20 protein-coding genes and 1 pseudogene are annotated in these 18,952 nt (G+C 36.6%); 16 read left to right on the plus strand and 5 right to left on the minus strand.

From position 1 onward, the window contains the following. Positions 1-2: 2 nt before the first annotated feature. From NYE23_RS03460 to NYE23_RS03485, 6 genes are all read left to right on the plus strand, one after another. A complete protein-coding gene (locus tag NYE23_RS03460) occupies positions 3-3,914 on the plus strand; it encodes an LPD38 domain-containing protein (protein ID WP_341075477.1) in 3,912 nt (1,303 codons plus the stop codon). Positions 3,915-3,919: 5 nt separating this feature from the next. After that, a complete protein-coding gene (locus NYE23_RS03465) occupies positions 3,920-4,108 on the plus strand; it encodes a hypothetical protein (protein ID WP_341075478.1) in 189 nt (62 codons plus the stop codon). Positions 4,109-4,150: 42 nt separating this feature from the next. Then, positions 4,151-4,357 (plus strand): hypothetical protein, encoded by a 207-nt coding sequence (locus NYE23_RS03470; protein ID WP_341075479.1) that lies wholly within the window; start codon positions 4,151-4,153, stop codon positions 4,355-4,357. Then, complete coding sequence (locus NYE23_RS03475; RefSeq protein WP_341075484.1) at positions 4,354-4,554, plus strand: holin; 201 nt, start codon at positions 4,354-4,356, stop codon at positions 4,552-4,554. The genes NYE23_RS03470 and NYE23_RS03475 overlap by 4 nt, the downstream gene beginning before the upstream one ends. Then, complete coding sequence (locus NYE23_RS03480; protein ID WP_341075486.1) at positions 4,544-5,269, plus strand: M15 family metallopeptidase; 726 nt, start codon at positions 4,544-4,546, stop codon at positions 5,267-5,269. The genes NYE23_RS03475 and NYE23_RS03480 overlap by 11 nt, the downstream gene beginning before the upstream one ends. 126 nt (positions 5,270-5,395) lie before the next feature. Next, positions 5,396-6,085: a hypothetical protein gene (locus NYE23_RS03485; protein ID WP_341075487.1), complete on the plus strand. Its 690-nt coding sequence runs from the start codon at positions 5,396-5,398 to the stop codon at positions 6,083-6,085. Between the two features lie 64 nt (positions 6,086-6,149). Here NYE23_RS03485 and NYE23_RS03490 read toward each other — a convergent pair whose 3' ends face one another. The 5 genes from NYE23_RS03490 to NYE23_RS03510 all read right to left on the minus strand — a co-directional run bounded on the left by NYE23_RS03490 (position 6,150) and on the right by NYE23_RS03510 (position 8,094). Continuing rightward, positions 6,150-6,872, minus strand: a complete 723-nt coding sequence (locus tag NYE23_RS03490; RefSeq protein ID WP_341075488.1) for a hypothetical protein — start codon at positions 6,870-6,872, stop codon at positions 6,150-6,152. A gap of 196 nt (positions 6,873-7,068) precedes the next feature. Next, positions 7,069-7,314 carry a DUF7662 domain-containing protein gene (locus NYE23_RS03495; protein ID WP_341075489.1) on the minus strand — a complete coding sequence of 82 codons (246 nt, stop codon included), beginning with the start codon at positions 7,312-7,314 and terminating at the stop codon, positions 7,069-7,071. A gap of 69 nt (positions 7,315-7,383) precedes the next feature. Further along, positions 7,384-7,599, minus strand: coding sequence for a hypothetical protein (locus tag NYE23_RS03500; protein ID WP_341075490.1), 216 nt, complete (start codon positions 7,597-7,599; stop codon positions 7,384-7,386). A 24-nt stretch (positions 7,600-7,623) separates the two neighbouring features. After that, positions 7,624-7,890 (minus strand): hypothetical protein, encoded by a 267-nt coding sequence (locus tag NYE23_RS03505; RefSeq protein WP_341075491.1) that lies wholly within the window; start codon positions 7,888-7,890, stop codon positions 7,624-7,626. A 3-nt stretch (positions 7,891-7,893) separates the two neighbouring features. Further along, positions 7,894-8,094, minus strand: a complete 201-nt coding sequence (locus NYE23_RS03510; protein ID WP_341075492.1) for a helix-turn-helix domain-containing protein — start codon at positions 8,092-8,094, stop codon at positions 7,894-7,896. A 423-nt stretch (positions 8,095-8,517) separates the two neighbouring features. Here NYE23_RS03510 and NYE23_RS03515 point away from each other — a divergent pair, with 423 nt between their 5' ends. From NYE23_RS03515 to NYE23_RS03560, 10 genes and pseudogenes are all read left to right on the plus strand, one after another. Beyond that, positions 8,518-8,895 (plus strand): hypothetical protein, encoded by a 378-nt coding sequence (locus NYE23_RS03515; RefSeq protein ID WP_341075493.1) that lies wholly within the window; start codon positions 8,518-8,520, stop codon positions 8,893-8,895. 12 nt (positions 8,896-8,907) lie between these two features. After that, the gene (locus NYE23_RS03520; RefSeq protein WP_341075495.1) at positions 8,908-9,252 is read left to right on the plus strand and encodes a hypothetical protein; all 345 of its coding nucleotides are present in this window, start codon (positions 8,908-8,910) and stop codon (positions 9,250-9,252) included. An 11-nt stretch (positions 9,253-9,263) separates the two neighbouring features. After that, the gene (locus NYE23_RS03525; protein ID WP_341075497.1) at positions 9,264-10,460 is read left to right on the plus strand and encodes an FtsK/SpoIIIE domain-containing protein; all 1,197 of its coding nucleotides are present in this window, start codon (positions 9,264-9,266) and stop codon (positions 10,458-10,460) included. Between the two features lie 12 nt (positions 10,461-10,472). Continuing rightward, complete coding sequence (locus NYE23_RS03530) at positions 10,473-11,180, plus strand: replication-relaxation family protein (RefSeq protein WP_341075499.1); 708 nt, start codon at positions 10,473-10,475, stop codon at positions 11,178-11,180. A gap of 95 nt (positions 11,181-11,275) precedes the next feature. Next, positions 11,276-11,656, plus strand: coding sequence for a hypothetical protein (locus NYE23_RS03535; protein ID WP_341075501.1), 381 nt, complete (start codon positions 11,276-11,278; stop codon positions 11,654-11,656). 518 nt (positions 11,657-12,174) lie between these two features. Further along, a pseudogene (locus NYE23_RS03540) lies at positions 12,175-12,621 on the plus strand (solute carrier family 23 protein); the annotation flags it as partial. A gap of 101 nt (positions 12,622-12,722) precedes the next feature. Then, entirely contained in the window at positions 12,723-12,872 is a 150-nt protein-coding gene (locus NYE23_RS03545; RefSeq protein ID WP_341080835.1) for a hypothetical protein, read from the plus strand. A gap of 239 nt (positions 12,873-13,111) precedes the next feature. Next, on the plus strand, positions 13,112-14,194 hold the full coding sequence (locus tag NYE23_RS03550) for a type III polyketide synthase (protein ID WP_341075503.1): 1,083 nt from the start codon (positions 13,112-13,114) through the stop codon (positions 14,192-14,194). Between the two features lie 4 nt (positions 14,195-14,198). Continuing rightward, the gene (locus NYE23_RS03555; RefSeq protein WP_341075506.1) at positions 14,199-14,762 is read left to right on the plus strand and encodes an isoprenylcysteine carboxyl methyltransferase family protein; all 564 of its coding nucleotides are present in this window, start codon (positions 14,199-14,201) and stop codon (positions 14,760-14,762) included. Positions 14,763-15,282: 520 nt separating this feature from the next. Next, complete coding sequence (locus NYE23_RS03560) at positions 15,283-18,948, plus strand: dynamin family protein (RefSeq protein WP_341075507.1); 3,666 nt, start codon at positions 15,283-15,285, stop codon at positions 18,946-18,948. Positions 18,949-18,952: the final 4 nt, after the last annotated feature.

Raw genomic sequence — 18,952 nt, forward strand, 5'->3', positions numbered from 1 at the left:
AAATGGCTAACTTTAATCAAAATAAATACAAACAAATATTTGAGCAGAGATATGGAAAGGACTCGTTTAATACGGGTCTTTCTTCTGCCCGTGATATTGGAACTTCAAGAGCACAAGCTGATTTTGCAAAGCTTGAATACAATCAGCGCATTAAAGAGTTGGAAAAAGCTCAAAAGGAGGCTGAAAAAGCTTCCCAAAAGAAAACTTATGATGATGCTCTTGCTTTTTGGAGTGAACCTGAAAACAATGCGGTTTTACGGAAAGAAGGGGCAAACAGGAACGCTGAGAATATCAGAAATGATCCACGTCTTAAAGCGCAGATTAAAGACGAAGGATATAATGTTGAAGATTACATAAACGCTATGTATCATGCTGTTTCGGGTGGTCAGTTTAGGTCAGAACGTGAATTTAAACAATTCTCCAAGCAACAGCAGAAGGAAGTAAATAAAAAGACAATGAAGGAAGATATACTTTCACAATATACCAAGAAAACAGCCGAACCTCCCAAAGTGAAGAAAGACGAAAAAAAAAAATCTCCCTCCCTTTTTAATGATATTCTAACACCTTTAAAGCGATTTGGTCAGGCGATTAACCCTTTTGATGATGTAAGCATTGAAGATGCTATCAAAGGAAACGTCGATGATGCTCTTAAGACAGAAAGAAGTGCTGTTACTAAAGAAGCTACAAGGGGATTAACCCGTATTGCTAACACAGGTACATTAGGTACACTTGACCAACTTTACAAGAAAACTAATGATGGAGAACAAGCATCTCAATTTACTAATGATGATAGAGGCACAGGCGGTAAAATTGCTGACTTTGGATATGATACACTGGGTTATCTTATTCCTGGTTCTGGTGCTTATAAAGCTGTAAGAGGTGTGGGAGCAGGACTTAACCAAGGTGTTCAGGGTTTGACAAAGGTTAGACAATTAGCACAAGAGGGAGCTTTAACTGGTGGTATGCTAGGTGCTGGAGAAGTATATGTAAGGGAAGGTTTAAATCCAGAGGATACTAATTTTAAAGATAACCTAAAACACATTGGCTTAGGGGTCGGTTTGGGTGCTATTGCGGATCCGGCTTTATATGGAGTTGGTAAAGTTGCTGGTAATACTCTTTCTAAGTTTGCTAAAGGTGATGTACCAACATACAGTGGTAGACCTAGCGAAAGTATTCTTGAAGGATTACGTCCAACTGCGAATCCTAGCACAAAAGAGCGGTCTGATCAGTTATTCGATAATCTAATCTCTAACTCTCGACAATCAGAAAATATACTTCCTAGGGAGAATGACGTAGCTGTAACTCGCACGATTGAGCCTTCTCCTTTACGAACAGGTAGAGATTTTGAACCAATTGAGTCACGAGCGAGTGTAAGAGAACCAGAATTAGCACGTGTGAGTGAAGTCTTATTAGATACAAACAGACAATCACAAGGTAATGCTGAAACCTTCCGTTCAAGAATAAATGATACTCCACAGAAAAAAGACAGTATATTAAAAGGATTGCGCACACAATTTATTGATGATGTTGCACCTTTAGAAAATATTGAAAAGCAAATAGCAGGGAAGGTTGAAAGCGCAGAGAATAGCTTATATAAGCAAGCAAGATTGTTTAAAGGAAGTCCTGAGAAAGCTCACATGATTGTTCAAGAACAACTTCAGCCAATTTTTAGGGATCTACAGCAAAGCAAAATTGCTTATAAAGATCTTAGGGATTATGCTTTGGCTGTTCATGCTAAAGACGTAAACGAGAAAGGAATCAATTCTGGATTCACAAATGCGGAAATTAATGATGTTATAAATAAGCTAGGTTCTGAACAGATGGAAACAATGAGGAAAAAATTACTTAGTGTGAATAACAATGTCCTGGATATGCTTTCGACTGGCGATAAACCTATTCTTAGTGGTGAACAAGTAGTAGCCATGAAAGAGAAATGGCCTAATTACATGTCCTTATTTCGTTCATTTGATGATGATAAAGTAGAATTTGCTTCAGGGTTAAATAAGGCAATGGCGAATGCGGCTAATCCAATAAAAAAATTAGAAGGTTCTAGTCGTGATGTTATCGATCCAATTGAAAGCATGGTTAAAAATATCTTCAAGGCTGTTAATACTATTGAAAAAAATAAAGTATCTGCCCAAGTTGGAAAATTAGCCGAAAAAGATGTTGAAGGTAATTTTATTCGCAAGATATCGGACAATGAAGATACTAGTAGATTAAATGTTATTAGTGTTATGGATAATGGGAAAAAGGAAAAGTATGAAGTACCTCCCGAAGTTTATCGAGCATTAATGAGTTTAGACAAGGAGTCTACGAATACACTAATAAAAATTCTCCAAAAACCTGCATCACTTTTAAGATCTGGTGCAACTTTAACACCTGAGTTTAGCTTAAGAAACCCATTACGTGATGTCCCACAGGCATTTATTGTTTCCAATTCTGGTTTTAATCCTATTACTGATTTCCCTGTTGGGCTTTGGCAATCCATTTGGAAAGGTAGAGCAATTAAGATTGGTAATAAGGAATTCAAGACTTCAGGAGACATTTATAAACAGTTCATTAAGGAAAATGGTGGTTATGGAAACATTGTTTCAATGGACAGAGAATTGCACAGAAAAACTCTTAAAAAAGCAATAACTGAAGTTGATGAAAATTATGTTGATGTTTTAAGCCCAAAAACGTTAAAATTAATAATGAAAAAAATGGTAAATCCAATTGGGACATTAAGGTCTATAGCCGATGTTAGTGAATCTGCAACAAAAGTTGGGGAATTTAGAGCAGCATTACGATCAGGAACTACACCAGAGGAAGCGGCATATAGAGCAAGGGATATAATGGACTTTGCCAGAGCTGGAGTAAGTATTAGAGAGGCAAATAAGGTTGTTGCCTTTTTAAATGCCAATATTCAAGGTAAAAGTAAACTTTGGAGGGCTTTTCAACAGGATAAAAAAGGTGTGGTTGGTCGTGCTATTGCTACTGTTACCTTGCCGACTATTGGAGCCATAGTTGCACAAGAAAAATTATCTAATGAAAAGCAAAGAGAAGTATTGGAAGATGCTCCTCAATGGTTAAAAGACACTTTCTACCTTGTTCCTATTCCTGGTACAAACCAGATAGCTCGTATACCTAAACCATTTGACTTAGCTTTTGCTTTTTCAAATACAATTGAACGAGCTGTAGACTTTGTTAAAAAAAATGATAAGGAAGCATTTGACGATTGGATTAAACAAGGTTTTTCAACTGCTGCAGTTCCAACAATGCTAACAGGTGTTGCGCCTATAGTTGAAGGAATGGCAAATTACTCATTCTTTAGGCAGGGGGCAATTATTCCTCAGAGAGAACAAAACTTAGAATATCCTGATCAGCATGATATTAACACCACTGGTGCAGCAAAATTTATTGGTGAAAAAGTTAATAATGTTACTGGTGGTCAAGGTGCATTTAGAAATTTCGGCTCACCTCGTGTTGTAGATAATACAATCCAAGGATTTACTGGTGGACTTGGAAATTATTTTACTAGTGCTATTGATTGGGTTGCTAATACAGTTTCACAGGATGAGAGCAAGCCAGAAAAACCGACAAAAAGTATTGATCAAGCCCCGTTAACTAGAGCCTTTTTAGTAAATCAGTCATCGACAGGTGCATCTATTGACAAGTTATATAAGTTAAAGGATAAACTTTCTAAGCAAAGAGGATCTGCGAAGACTAATAACAAAGAGTTTGCTAAAGAAGGGGTTTATAAACTTGTAAATGATGTAACAAAAGATGTTGCAGATATAAATAAAGAAATGCGCACCATAGAAAATTCTTCAGAATTATCCGGTGATGAAAAGAAAAATGCCTTAGATAAATTGAACAAGTTAAGAAATGATATTGCTCGTCAAACTATACAACAATTAAAAAATGTGGAGTGATTAGGATGGCTTGGTATCATTGGATTGCTGTGTATATGATTATTATAGGCGGTGTGATTTTTACAATTATTCCTGATAAACCTTTTTGGTTGTGGGGGGTGATTGCTCTATTAATAATTTCGGGCTTGATAATGGGCGTATTGTTACCACATAAAGAAGATAAATATGCGAGTAGTAACCAAAGGACTGAATAAAAATCAGTCCTTTTTATTTTTCTTAGAAAGTAGGTGTTTTTAATGTCATTAGTTGAACTTTTTAAAGAGGCAGCAAGTCTATATGGCTTACCATTTGCTCTTTTTATTGCATTGCTTATATGGGTGCTATGGAAAAACGACCAACGTGAAGGGCGATATTTAACTGTAATACAAACGTTATCAGAAGATGTCAAAGAGCGATTGTCAAAAATTGAAGCTCGTATATTTGATGGGAGGGATAATAATTGAATAAATTAAAGAATAATGGTCTTTGGGTTGCGATTGCAGCTCTTTTTTATTTGGTCTTGGAGGATTTAGGTTATCAAATTGATCCTACTCGTTGGGAAACGTATGTAACATTAATTGTAGGTATCTTAATCTCTTTAGGAGTAGTAAGTAATCCTAAGGAGGGAAAATGGTTTGGAGATGATAAACATGAATCTTGATTACTTATTAGATAGAGCAAATAACAAGCTATCTGGTGTACATACTTCTGTTAAGTTAAAAGCTCTGGAACTCGTAGAAAAAGCACACTCAGAAGGAATTTACGTTTTAATCACTCAAGGATTACGATCAATTGAAGAACAAAATGGACTATACGCTCAAGGAAGGACAAAGTCCGGTAAAATTGTCACCAATGCAAGAGGCGGATACTCTTATCACAATTTTGGTTTAGCTTTTGATTTTGCCATACTTGATACTCCTTCCAAGGTCAACTGGAATGTAGACAAACGGTGGAGAAGAGTAGGGGAAATCGGAGAATCATTAGGTTTAGAATGGGGTGGAAGATGGACTAGTTTTAGAGATTATCCTCATTTCCAATTAACTTTTGGATTATCACTTGCTAATTTAAGGGCAGGGAAAAAGCCACCTGTTGTTAAACCTACTGTACAAAAACCAGGGGCTAAGAAGGAGGAGGATCACATGTTAGAAAAAGCTATTGTAATTAATGCATTTCCTGATTTCCCATTTGCAGAGGTGCTGGCTGCAAGAATCAAAGCACCTATTTATACTCGTAGTGCTTTACCTAAAGGGAAAATAGCTAAAGAAGTATATGTTGTAGGTGGAACTAAGAATGGCCTTCAGGCAGACAAAGTTATCTCTTTAACAGGAGCAGATCGCTTTGAGGTTGCAAGAGCAGTTGAAAACTTTTTGAAGTAAATGTAAAAAGCCCTTTTTACCTTAGGGAAGGGCTTGTAACTTTTTTGTAATATTTCTGAAAATATTGAAACTTATTCATTTGTTAACCGTCTAATTTGTGAGTGAATAAAAGGGAGAGATGGGTTAATGAAAAAGAAATGGTACTCAATTATTTTTATGGTCACTTTTCTGTTAGCTGCCTGTGCTTTTTCTAATAAAGGGGCTCCAGATAATGCAGTTGCTGGCTCAAGCGAAGTTAACACCAGTGATGTTTCTGAGAGAGAAGCAGGAATACTTGAGAAGCAAAATAAAGAACATCAAGAAGCAGTAATTATTAACCAAACACAAACAGAAACAGCTGAACAAAATGATTTAAATAAAGAATCAAATGGAACTGATATAAGTGATGAAACTAAACCCCAAATTAAGCCATTAGATAAAGAAGAAAAAGTATCAGAAGAAAAGGCACCAGAGGATAAAATTGAAATTGATGGATACCAATATGTTAGTGTGATGGATGAAACTAAGTTCCAACACCTTATCAATGTTGCTAAGAAATATGATTCCAAACTTTATGCAGTTCCTAATACGGATCTTTTTGCAATTATAAAAAGTGGAGAACCAATTCTTTATAAAAGTACTGGTGTAACTTCTGTGCCTGTAAATCGAGTTTCTCTTCTTAAGGATGTGTTTTCAGGAGAAGGATTTTTATATAAGGGAATACCTGAAAACATAGATTTCGTTAAGAATACAGGTGCAAAAGTTACAGTGGAATTTTCACAATATGAGGCTTATTCTATCTTTCTTAAAGACGGTTGGATTTATGTTTCATGGTAGTAAATGGTTTGAACAATATATAAGTAAAAAGCCCTTCACTTAATTGTGAGGGGCTAAAGTATATTTAAAATTGATATTCAACTTGTTGTTCATTAGTTATAGTATCATAAGTATCGGTATCAAAAGTATTGCCCCAAATTAATTTTAACTTTGCAATATCAGGATCTTTAACAATAAAACCGTCTGCAAACTCTTTCTTTACCTTACCTAAAAATTCACTATCCCCATCTGAATCTGTATAGATAAAGTCATTGGAATCAACGTTCACTTGTTGGCCTTTATCAGTAACTGCATTCATTAGTGTTGACCAACCGATATTCTTTTCCTCTAAGTTTTCGGCATCATAAGCAACTTGAACGTAAATAAATTCATCACCAACAGGTTGGTTATCGTTATATATAGACATGAATTCTTTCGTTTCATCATCTAAGTTACTCATTTTGAATAATTTAATATCTTTTATTGTGACTTTAATTGGAGCAACTTCAATTGTTTCATTAATAGTTTTTATTTTAAGTAATTCTAAAGTTCCACCATCAACGTCGTCTTTTTGACCAGCCTCTGTAAATGTAACTTTGCCATTTTTGTCTTTTTCAGGCTTAGATGATCCATTTGTTGCTGCACTTTCTGTCGTTTCCTCTTCTTTATTACTTACTTCTTTTTGTTCAGCTGGTTTAGGATCTTCCTTCGGTTCTGAACTACTTTGTTCTTGTCCTCCACATGCCGTAAGGAGTAATGCAGATAAAGCACCTACTGATAATACTTTAGCTAACTTTAAATTTTTCAAAATTAATCCCCCCAATAATTCTACATTGAAAATATTACCACTCAATAGGAAATATGACTATATAAATTTCCGGTAACTGATAAAATTGTAACATTGGGGGTGATTAAATTTTTGGTAGGGTTATAAAGATTTTAAACGTGCTCCCAGTTTTTAGGTCGGATATGTGAAAAATAAAAAGCCCTTCATGATCGAGGGGCTATAACCTTTCAAAAGTAACAGTTTTTCTAAGATCAATATTTTTAGTCTTCCATCCAGCCTGTAACCAAGACTTTGCTTGAGTATGAGTTCCAATATCATTTGCCCACCAAGCACTATGAATATATGCTGATTTCGGTAATGAAAACTTCAATATTTCTTCGATCTCTCCAAAAGATAATGTAACTTCATTTGTCTTGATTTTTCTAAGAAAATCATAAATAGGTAGATATTTACCAGAGTACATAATTTATTATCATCTCCCTGAAACATTAATTTAATTCCAAATATGACTCTATTAAAATAACTTCATTTTCTAACAATGCTGCTTCATTTCATACTTTGAGAACTTATCTCCGATAAATTTGTTAACATAATCCATTGACTCAAAAGGAAGCCATCCACCATCTTCTTTTAATTTTCCAATACCTTTATGTTTAGTTTCTTTTTTCTGGATAACATAAGTACAAGTACCAGCCTTATGGATTGTGTATGTTCTGGTTGGCTTATCTATATTAACCCAAATCAACATAATAATCTCTCCCATAAAATTTCACTAAAATGGCAAATTATCTTCTGGCATAACAGGCTGGATTTCCCTCACAACCTCAGTAATATCATTGTTCTCATTCCAAGTAACCTTCTCAATAACTGTATTTCTATGTCCTGTTTCATTCATCTGCTGCTGGATCCATTCATAAGCGACTACAGCAACAGCAAAATCGGGGTCTTTTTTAAACTCCTTGTCTGGGACAAAAAACTCCCCATTTCTAAATCCTCTGTTACCTTCAATGTTAAGTGTGGTTTGAATTACTACTTTCATTAATTACTCCTGTTCTGTGCGGTCATATAGATCATCTACTTTAACGTCCAACAAATCGGCTAGGATATAGGCCTTATCCATTGGTATGTAATTTTTCTGCAATTCATAATTCCTCAATTGTCTGGTACTCACACCAATTTTATCAGCTATAAAATCTTTTCTAAGCCCACTTAACTTAATCAATTCCTCAAGTCTACATCTCATATTATCACCTAAAAATAACTATTCCATTAAAACTGACAAACTCCTTCCTGAAATATTTTTCAGATGGACAGACAATAAAACTTCATTTGCCCATATAGATATTTTAACTAGCAAATATATCAGCAAATACATTTACAAATATAGCAATAAATATATCTGCTAAATGTTTATATCCAAATATATTTCTACCTTGTCCATCCATTAATAATCATCAATTTTAGAAAACATTTAGAGAGATATGTGACCGGGAAGGAAGGAGAGGGGGGTACGGGGGAGAGGAAGGAAACCAATTTAATTAAGGGAGAGAGATAAATGATAAAATTTGTCCTTATCGGTAGTTACATTGCTCACAAAATTTATTGGAAACATGCTAATAAAAAAGTGTTAATTTCATGGAATAGCTTTTTTAAGGATGTGGTTTAGATGAGAGGAACAGCTTATCCGATTATTGTAGAGAAACTAAAAACCAAGTATGAAAGCTTTAAATGGAATCAGCATGAACCAGATATGGATGTTTTCACTGATCTTAATAAAGTAAAAATGTATTGTGGGAATTTAGGGGACTCAGTTGAGGAAACGGCTTGTTGGTTAGACACGTTTAATTGGAGCATTATGAAACAAACAAAGCTTTCTGAAGACATATACCAGTTTATATCCAATCGGTCAGGTATTGTAAGAAGGTCAATTGATAAAGAAGTTGAGAATTTTCATATCAATTGGGAAACACTTGATCCAATAAAAGATACTGTCCTCGAGCAATTTAAGAAAGGTGTAATTAATTTTATTGATCTAATGATTTAGGGAGGGTTAATAATGATACTTGCAGTAAAGAAAAAAGAGGTATTTACACTGAAAGAATTCTTAGCTCCCCAGCCAAAAGATCCAGTTCAGAGTAAAACACCTCATATTCCATTGTATAGTTACATGGGACTTGATACAACCTCAAGAAGTTTTTTTAGTGGATATGATTTCAATACACCTTACTATATAGTTTTTGGCATTGCAGGAGTCCTTTTAGTATCCACTTTAATTGAAAATGTTTTTGTTGCTCATGGTAATCCTCGAAAGGCTGAACAGGTTAAAGCGTTTACTCAATTTGCCATGCCTGTTATGTTTTACATCTTCCTGGCTGTAGGGATATTTAAAGTATTTCTATAAGAGGTGGTCAAATGTTCTCTTTGAAGGATTATCTGTATAAACAAAAAATAAAATCAAAGTTACTGGACTGTTTTAGGTCTGCAGAAATTTATTTCACAGCAAAGGCTGGCAATAGAACAGTATATATTTATCCAAGAATCCATTCAGTGAAATACAAGTCGAATGAAAAATTCACAGAGGTTGTATTTACATTACTCAATGGGATGAATCCTCATGATTTAATGATAAAGAAAAGGTATGTACTAGAGCAGTATTTTGGGAAATCCATAGATCTGCAAGGAGATTTAAAAAAGTTTGTCCTCAATATTTACGATAAACCATTGAAGCCTAATGTAACTTACTCTTATAAAGAGGTTTTCCCATTTCTAGAGGGAATGGATATGCCAATTGTGATCGGTAAGAAAAAGAATGGCAGATACTTGGTTCTTGAAAGTCTTGAACTACCCCATGTCATTATTCAAGGTACAACTGGATCGGGTAAAAGCTCAGCCATAAGAGTTATTCTTACTACTTTGATTAAGTATAAACGACCAGAGGAGTTAGATATTTATTGTATAGATGGTAAACGTGCTGAATTTGGGCTATTTAAGAAGGTGGAACACGTTCAAAAGGTTGTTTACTCAAACAAAGACGCTAGGAAAGTATTAAAAGATGTAACAAAAATGATGTATCAAAGGGAAGAATTGCTTGATACGTTTGATGTTCCTCATGTTAATGATTTACCAAAAGAGCATAAACAAAAGTATATTCTTGTTGCTGTTGATGAGTTTATTGAATATCTGGATGATAGGGAATTAATGAGCGATATTATTAAGATTAGTTCAAAGGGCAGAGCAGTGGGAATATTTCTGTTAGCTTCAGCACAACGGATGGATGCAGATGTTATGGATACTAAAGCAAGAGGAAATTTCAATATTAGAATGAGCTTCAGAGCAGTCGATAAAACAAATGCTATGCTGCTTGGTACTCAGGGAGCAGAGAAAATAAAACGTGAAGAAAAAGGTAGATTAATTTTAAATTCTGGTGAAATTGAAGAATTGCAAAGCCCACATTTAACCTATGATAAAGCAAGGAAACTTCTGAATCCTTATATGGTCTCTAAAAGCAATATAAAAGATGTAACAGAGGTTCAAGATGAACCATCTTCGTCTGACTCTTGTGAAGTCCTAAATGAACCTCACAAAAATGACTTAGACTTATTTCTGTAGGAGGATAACAACATGAGAAAACGTGATATGGATATCCTTTATTCATTAGAAAAATTCAAATGTCTTGAACGGGATCAAATAGCTGCCTTGCATTTTTCAAATAACAAGAATCCTATTGTTTCAGTTAACAGGGTTCTGAAAAGGCTCCGAATGGATGGATATGTTTTGGTGAATACAAACAGATCATTTAAGCCTTATATATATTTCTACAATCCCTCCCCAATTAAATTAGACTCTCAAAAAATTGATCACTATTTAATGATTGCTCAAGGTTATATAGATATGAGTAAGTATTCCAAAATTGAAGATTACAAAATTGAACCTAATATAGAACAGGCTGATTTTATCCCTGATGTTGCTTGTAAATGGTTAGGAAATGAGTGGTTCTTAGAGTTTCAGAATAGTACTTATACAGTTAAGCAGTTATATGCCAAGTTGGATAGGTATAAAGAATATCATGATAAAGGGTATTGGAATAATCAAAGAGTGCTTATTATAGGTAAAACAAATCTAAAATTAGATGCTGAAGATTACCCCTTTAAAGTTAAGCAGATTAGGGGCATTGAAGACCTGAGTGAGACTATTCAGCAATTCAAGGAAATGAAGTATCGCGAGTTTAAGGGTAAGGTTAAGGAAGAAGCTGATGCGACTGTATCAAAGCCTAGTACAGTCTCAGAGGGTTATAAAAGTAAGGATGGAGTGATCAAGTTTGTATTTTAATTAGTAATAAAAATATCCTAAGTATTTTTGTCCTAATTTCTGGTTAAGTGAGTATATCTATACTATGTAGGACAAAAACATCTAGGGGGAGTATCATGGGGATTAAAAGTATACTACAAACAATTGGAACAGTAATTACAATAGTATTAATAATTGTTACAACTGAGGTTACTCGATACGCTCACAACCTTGAACAGTTTAACTCTTCGTTGGATTTAACTCAATTTATTTTAACAATTGCAACCATTGGAATTGCTATGGTAACAGGATTTAGTTATTTTAATTCCAGATATGAACACGAAGGATTTACTTACTTTTTATATGCCTGTCTGGGGGTAGCTCATTTTATACTTGCTCCTATTGCTTTTGTCATTGCTAATATGAAAATTGAATTTGGTCAATATTGGTGGGCTGTATTAATCGGTATTGTTGTACTATTAATTGGGGGAAATCGGTATAAAGATGCCCATAATTAACCCATTCAGAAGAGTGACTTAACTGTCACTCTTTTTTTATATTAAATTATTTTATATTAACTGATAATTTTGACAGTTATATTATTTGTCCGTATAATAACCAAAGTGTTTTGAAGGACATGAAATAGTATTAGCAGCAGAGAGGTGTAACATTGAAGTCAACAGAAATTAATAGGGATCAATTACCCGAAGTACTAACACCAAAAGACATACAAAATATATTACAAATAGGGAAAAAGCAAACATACGAGATGATGGAAAATCCTCCATTTCATGTAGTAAGGGTAGGAAGGTTGTACAAAATCTCCAAGAAGACATTTTTTAAATGGTTTGACGGTGAGTGAGATAGTTCTGAACTGTTCGGAAGGCTTTTCGGGAAAGTTTTCCTTGAAAGTAAGAGTAATAAAGAATTATAATTTACAATAAGATAATAAAATGTTGATGACTAAAAAATATGTGGGTATTTTTTAATCGGACAAACACTTAATACAGCAACGATCTATAGCATGATCATCTTCCAAACCTATTCTCAAAACGTCGGGCTTCTTCAGCTGTCAGGCGTAAAAACAAAGAATGTTATATATACAGCAGGTGCTTTCCTTGTACTGCTTGGGCTGGTTCCGAAAATCGGCGCATTGACCACGATCATTCCAACTCCGGTATTAGGAGGCGCAATGGTTGCCATGTTCGGTATGGTAGTCGCCTATGGAATAAAAATGCTCAGCAAAGTGGAATTCTCTTCTCAGGAAAATTTATTGATCATCGCCTGCTCTGTCGGGATGGGACTGGGTGTAACAGCTGTTCCTGAACTATTTGCGCAAATGCCTTCGAGTGTGCGGATCCTGACTGATAACGGGATAGTGGCAGGCAGTGTGACCGCCATCCTTTTAAATATCGTTTTCAATGTTGTTAAAGGAAAAAAAGCAGTCCAGCGTGCTTCTCTTGCGGAGCAGAAGGCTTTATAATTCTTCTTTGTGGCAATCACAATAATACTGGAAGCCAATATAATAATCTATCGGTATTTTACATTTCGAAGCGATGTTTCTCGCAAGAAAGAGAGTGTAATGTGATGGAGAAATATTATTGTGATAACTGCCGGCTTTTATATAATGAAGAAGAGGTTTGTGCTGCTTGCGGTATCCTGGTGACGAAAAAAATATATATAGAAGTTCAGAAGCATCATAAAAATCATAATGGATTGGATGCATCAGAATAACTGCGTCAAGGGCCTGCATTTCATGGATTGGCGCGGCACCCAAAACGTTAATTGGAAAAGATTTAGTAATGCTATTCATTTAGTGATTCATTTATAATAAAGATGCACAACAACTCCTTCAAAACATATTGCTTCCTCCTAATAGGGGGAGCTTTTTTTTTTGCTCTTTATCCAATTTTGAAACATAAATTGCTTTTATTTGGAAAAATTAACAGAAAGCAATAGAAGGAGAGTCGCCTATGCCAGCAATTGTATCAGTAGCGGAGGCAATACCTGAACATGTTCTGACACAGGATCAGGTAATGGATTTTGCCAGAGATTTATTTTCCGATTCCTTTAAGGATATTGAACGGCTATTAAAAGCTTTCCACAACGGCCAGATTGAGAAGCGGCACTTTGCAAAGGGACTGGAATGGTTCAAAACAGATAAATCATTTGAAGAACGAAACAATGCATATATTGAGCAGTCTATTGAACTGGGAACAAAGGCCATAAAGCGCTGCCTGGAAAATGATCTTTTCCTGACCAGAAACCTTCCGTGCGATGAGATCGACGCCATCTTTACTATCTCAAGTTCAGGGATTGCCACTCCGAGTATTGAAGCAAGAATCATGAATAAGCTTCCATTTTCTGAGCATACGAAACGAATTCCGATATGGGGGCTGGGATGTGCAGGAGGTGCTTCAGGGCTTTCAAGAGCCTATGAATATTGTCTGGCATTCCCAGAAGCGAAGGTACTTGTTTTAAGTATAGAATTATGCAGTTTGACCTTTCAGCGCAATGACCGGTCAAAAAGCAATCTTATCGGGACCTCTCTCTTTGCTGACGGTGCAGCATGTGCTCTTATAACAGGTGATAAGGTACAAAGGGATTTTCAAAAGCTGTCATCCATTCCCGGAATTCGGGGAACCCAATCGACAACCAAGCGAAATTCTCTGGATGTAATGGGCTGGGAAGTTAAGAATGAGGGTTTATATGTGGTTTTCTCAAAGGACATCCCATCCATAATAGAGGGATGGCTAAAGCCCAATGTAACGGAATTTCTAGGGGGAAAAGGCATAGAAATGGATGAGATAAACCACTTTGTTGCCCATCCCGGCGGAAAAAAAGTCATTGATGCTTATCAGAAATCGCTGCAATTTGACCCTGGTATGACAGAAATTTCACTTGAAGTATTAAGGGAGTTCGGTAATATGTCATCTGCAACTATTCTTTACGTACTCAAAAGGTTTATGGAGATCGGCAGACAGGGAGATATCGGGCTGGCAACTGCACTCGGACCGGGATTCAGCTCGGAATTACTGCTGCTTGAATGGGAGTGAATACATGCTGTTCTTAATTTTTATTACCTTCATCATTTTGCAAAGGGCTGCAGAGCTTGCAGTAGCCCGGAGTAATGAAAAGTGGATGAAAGAGCGGGGGGCACTGGAATTTGGCCAGAGCCACTATACGTGGATTGTTGCTGTACACGCTTCCTTTTTTGTCTGTTATCTGCTGGAAGTAATCCTCTTTGAAAAAAATCTGTCGCCTTTTTGGCCCATACTGCTGATTCTGTTCTTCCTTACCCAGGCGGGGAGGATATGGGCGCTGTTTTCTCTGGGGAAATACTGGAATACGAAAATTATAGTCCTGCCGGGAGCTGAGGTAGTCAGAAGAGGGCCATACCGGTTTATAAAGCATCCCAACTATGCCATTGTAGCTGCTGAATTTCTCGTGATTCCTTTAATGTTTCAGGCTTATATAACGGCTGCTGTTTTCACTCTGCTAAACATAATGGTGCTATCGGTCAGAATACCAGAAGAGGAAAAAGCACTGAAGGAATTGACAGAATACGAAGAAGCCTTTTTACGGTTACGGCCTGACCTTAATGAAGATATTAAAAAAGTTTGACAATTTTAAATTCCCTATTGAAAATGATTATCGTTCGTGATAAACTTCTAATTGAATTTGAAAATTATTCTCAATATCATTCCAACAGGAAGGTGCTGCTACATATGACAATTCTATTCGTTGCCGGCACAATTGCTGCCTACTCACTTGTTATGAAACATGTTCTAAATAACGTAGCTAAACCACATACAAGATAATAACTACTTATGAAACCAGGCTATCAATGCCTGGTTTTTGTTTTACTTTCGCTATTAATTATGTTTTTAGTAGTAAAATACATTAATGCACTGAGTTGATTGGAGCGGAAGGCGAGTGCCTGCAGAGGAAATCAACGGGCTGAATTGAGAGCCAGAAAACAATCTTTTAAGGAGTAATTTGAAAAAAGAACATAGAATAACAGCAGAAACTGATTTGCTGATAAAAATTAGAAAAATCAAAGATTAATCCATCCTGTATAGGAAAATAAACAAAAATCATTTAAAATAGGAAGTAAATTAAAGTTACAAGGGGATTAATGGAAATGGCCGACACGATTTTGCAACCAGGATTGCAGCAAACTGAATTAATAAATAGAATAACTGCTATATATACATTTGCCCAGAAAAATGGAGATGCCGAGACAGCCCAAAGAGCTAAGGATCTCGTGATAAAGCTAAGGAACCAGGAATTTGCCATCGCTTTTTGCGGTCATTTTTCTGCCGGAAAATCAAGTATGATAAACAGGCTGGCAGGCGAAGATCTTCTTCCTTCCTCGCCAATTCCAACCAGTGCCAACCTGGTCAAAGTCAAATCAGGTGAGGAGGATTATGCAAAAGTAATTTTTAAGGAAGGAAAGCCAAGGCTTTATCCTGCTCCATATGATTACGGACAGGTAAAATCCTATTGCAAAGATGGCGATTCTATCCATTCCATTGAAATAAGTCATTCCGCCGCCAGCTTGCCAAAGAAGGCAGTGATTATGGATACACCCGGAATAGATTCCACTGATGATGCGCATAGGATTGCTACTGAATCTGCTCTTCATTTGGCTGATCTCATTTTTTATGTAATGGATTACAACCATGTCCAGTCAGAATTAAATTTTCTTTTTACTAAAGAACTGACGGCAGCAGGAAAAGATGTTTATCTTGTTATCAATCAAATTGATAAACATCGAGAAGAAGAACTCAGCTTTGAGCAATTCAAAAAAAGTGTAAAGGATTCATTTGCATCCTGGGGAGTAAGGCCTGCCCGGATTTTTTACACCACATTAAAAGACGAAAACCATCAGGCAAACGATTTTAAGGAACTTCAGAGCTTTATTAACAGCAGCATTGCTGATCGAGAAGAACTTTTGCCTCAGTCTGTTTTTAATTCTTTGAAGAAATTAACAGAGGACCATCTAGAGTTTTTAAGAGACTCTCATGCAGCTGAAAAAGCTGACTGGGAAGAAAAACTGTCAGAACTTGATCAGGATGACAGGGAGCAGCTTCCCGGCAGACTGGAAGACCTGGAGAACCAGTTAAATAAGCTGAATTCTTCCTTACATGAAGCTGATATAGAGGTAACCGATAAATTAGATGAGATTTTGAAAAATGCCTATTTAATGCCTTTCCAAACGAGGGAACTGGCTGAATCATATCTTGAATCGTGCCAGCCTTCCTTTAAGATTGGCCTGTTTTTCAGCAAACAAAAAACGGAGCAGGAAAGGTCATTGAGGCTTGACCGCTTCTATGAGGATTTATCAGAAAACATTAAATCTCAGCTGGAGTGGCATATAAAGGAGCTGTTTTTACAGCAGTTCAAGAAGCATAGTATCCATGATTCTGAAAAACTTGCACAAGTTCAGAGCTTCAAGCTTGCCTTTAAACCAGCTGTTTTAGCTGAAACTGTAAAATCCGGGGCAATGGTTTCAGGTGACTATGTTCTGCAGTATACAAACGACACAGCAGAGGCCGTAAAGAGAATTGCCAAAAAGAACTCAGCTTCTTTAAAGAGTGCACTATTAGAAGCACTTGAAGAAAATAACAGCCAGGAGCAAACTGCGCTGGTCAATGAAATTCGCACCCTTAATGCTTACGCTGAAGCACTAAATGCGGTCATGGCCATCAATGAAAAAGTTAGTAAGGCATCAGCGGGAATGAAAGTCTATTTAACTGGTGAATTTAATACTCATGAGTTTCAGGAAAAAGCCCAGATGCTTGCAGCAGAAGAAGTTGATGAAGCTGAAGTTGTTTTCCTGAATGAAGATAAAGCTGAGAAAGAACAGGCAACCCGGAAATCTGAACAGTCACCTGGTGAAGAGCCTGAAAAGGAAGCGGTTTCTGCAGTTGCAGTACAGCCTGTTATTGAAAAGCTTCGATATACTGCTAATGCAGTAAAGGAGCTCCCGGGCTTCAGAAAGCTTGCAGCTGATTTGGCAGATAAAGCATCAAGGCTTGAGAGCAAAGAATTCACTGTTGCCCTTTTTGGTGCATTTAGTGCAGGGAAGTCTTCCTTTGCCAACGCTTTGATCGGGAATAAGCTTCTTCCTGTTTCACCGAATCCGACGACGGCTGCTATCAATAAGATTAAGCCTGTTACAGATGAAAATAAACATGGAACCGTTCTTGTTAAAGTTAAAGATTCACCTACACTTTTAAATGATATAAATCATTCCTTAAAGGTGTTTGATTATTCAGCAGGAAACTTCGATGATGCTGCAGCCGCAATTAAGAAGATCACTGGGGAAAACCAGGATTTTGATGCGAGTGAAAAGACACACTTTGCATTTCTTAATGCATTTATGAAAGGGTACAATTTCTTCACAGATAAGCTGGGGAAAATCATTAAAGCTGACCTGGATGAGTTTGGGGATTATGTTGCCAATGAAGAAAAATCATGCTTTGTTGAAACGATTGAAGTTTACTTTGACTGTGAACTGACAAGGCAGGGAATTACCCTGGTTGACACACCCGGCGCTGATTCGATTAATGCGAGGCATACCGGGGTTGCATTTGAATATATTAAAAACTCGGATGCTATCCTTTTTGTCACTTATTATAATCATGCCTTCTCAAAAGCGGATAGAGAGTTTCTTATCCAGCTGGGGAGGGTTAAGGATACCTTCTCCCTTGATAAGATGTTCTTTATTGTCAATGCCATTGACCTTGCCAATAATGAGGAGGAAAAAGATTCGGTGCTCCAGTACGTTGAAGAACAGCTGGTGCAATACGGAATCCGCCGTCCTAATTTGTCTGGCATTTCAAGCCTTCAAGCTCTGGCAGAGAAGCTGGATAGCAGCAAAGAGGAAGTATCCAATATCAGTTCATTTGAAAAAAGCTTTTACGCCTTTATTAATCAGGATCTGCTGAATATTTCCATTTCATCAGCAGAAACAGAGTGGAGGCGCCTATTAGCCCAGCTGAGGTCTTATATTTCTTCCTCACAGGAAAATAAAGAAGTACGGATCGAAAAGCTCAAACAGCTTGAGAAAGAACATAAGGATATTACTGCGATTATCAGCGGACAAAAACCTGAACTGCTTTCCCAAAGGCTTGAACAGGAAACAGATGAGCTCGTCTTTTACATCAAACAGAGGGTATTTCTTCGTTTCTATGATTTTGTGAAGGAGGCCTTCAATCCATCAGTTCTGAAAGATGACGGCAGGAATTTAAAGAAAATGCTTAAGTTGGCCTTGGACGAATTCCTTGGAAGCTTTGGATTTGATTTTGCCCAGGAGCTTCGTGCAACAACATTAAGGCTTGAATCCTATATATCCAAATTGATCGCTCAGCAGCAGGAGACTATTTCGAAAAAAGCCTCCAATGTAAACAGTGATTTGACTTTTAGCACATATGAGCCGTTAAAAATGGAAAGTATTGAATTTGAATCAGCATTTTCCAATGAAGACCCGAACCAATTTAAAAAAGCTTTGTCCTACTTTAAAAATCCAAAAGCATTTTTTGAAAAAAATGAGCGCAAGCAATTAGCTGATGAACTGGAGAAGAACCTGCAGGAACCTGCAGACCGTTATCTGCAGGCTGAAAGCAGCAGGCTGAAATTCCATTACAGCAGCCAGCTGATGACTGAATTCGAGCGGCTGCTCAATTCGCTGATTGAACAGAACAACGAATATTATGAAGGAATTACGGCTGCTTTAAAAGATGATTTCCCAATTGAAGAGCTGAAAGAAATTGAGAGGAATATTGCACAGTACGAAAATTAACTGG

This window comes from Cytobacillus sp. FSL H8-0458, from assembly GCF_038002165.1.
Lineage (GTDB): Bacteria > Bacillota > Bacilli > Bacillales > Cytobacillaceae > Cytobacillus.